Genomic DNA, 979 nt, shown 5'->3' on the forward strand with positions numbered 1-979 from the left:
AATTCGCCAGTATCATCGGCTGGGTACATGACGCCCGCCACTCTATAGCGAGCAGATTTTCAATTGGGTGAGGAGGAAGGAATTTGTCTACTTATGGCAATTGGCTCGCAGAGAAAGCCCGGGAGCCGAGAAAAACGATGCGCTGGCTGTGGCTCTCGCTCCTGTTACTGCTGGCGGATCAGGCTAGCAAGTACCTTGCCAGTACCATGCTTATGTATGGAGAAAGTGTATCGGTCACGCCCTTCTTCAATTGGGTCCACCGCCACAATACGGGGGCGGCCTTCAGCTTTCTCGCGGATGTCGGCGGTTGGCAGCAGCCGCTTTTCATCGGACTGGCCCTGGTTATCTCGATATTACTGGTGTACTGGCTTTGGCGTTCACCGAGCGTACTGAGTTATCGGCTCGCACTCAGCGCTATCCTCGGCGGTGCGTTGGGCAATGTCGCAGATCGCTTACGCTTGGGCTACGTCGAGGATCTTCTCGATTTTCATTATGCCCAGTGGCACTGGCCATCGTTCAACCTGGCGGACGTATGGATCGTCCTCGGTGCTGCCCTCTTTATCTGGGCCGAAATACGACATCAGCCAGGCAGCCGTCGCCGCGGAATCGGCTAGAGTTTTCGCTGACGCACGCTTGGATCCTATCCCAGATATACGCAGCTTCTTTCTCATAAAGCACACAGCAAGCCGGGTTGGTTGCCCATGCAGCATGCAGGTTGATGGTAGCATTTGCGGATGGAAGCGCCGACGCAGACAGGGAACAACACATGATCTTTCGACAACTGTATGAACCCGTATCCAGCACTTACACCTATCTTCTGGGCTGCGAGGAAACCGGACGAGCGGTCCTGATTGATCCGGTTATCAACTCGGTCGAGCGCGACCTGGCAGAGGTATCAAAGCTGGGGCTCAAGCTGGAATACACTCTGGATACCCATATCCACGCCGATCACATCACTTCCGCCCGCGAGCTAAAGCAG

2 protein-coding genes are annotated in these 979 nt (G+C 55.2%); both read left to right on the plus strand.

Annotated features, from left to right (window positions below; genetic code table 11):
- The first annotated feature begins 137 nt into the window (after positions 1–137).
- Positions 138–614 (plus strand): signal peptidase II, encoded by a 477-nt coding sequence (gene lspA / locus B3182_RS13510; RefSeq protein ID WP_292753096.1) that lies wholly within the window; start codon positions 138–140, stop codon positions 612–614.
- A gap of 152 nt (positions 615–766) precedes the next feature.
- Positions 767–979 (plus strand): MBL fold metallo-hydrolase (locus tag B3182_RS13515; RefSeq protein WP_292753085.1); only part of this gene is annotated, 213 nt, incomplete at its 3' end.

The organism is Methylophaga sp. UBA4204, assembly GCF_002379485.1.
In the GTDB taxonomy this organism is placed as follows: domain Bacteria; phylum Pseudomonadota; class Gammaproteobacteria; order Nitrosococcales; family Methylophagaceae; genus Methylophaga.

Excerpts from the sequence above, each read along its gene's own strand:
- lspA (WP_292753096.1), top strand. The coding sequence starts at position 138 with ATGCGCTGGCTGTGGCTCTCGCTCCTGTTACTGCTGGCGGATCAGGCT.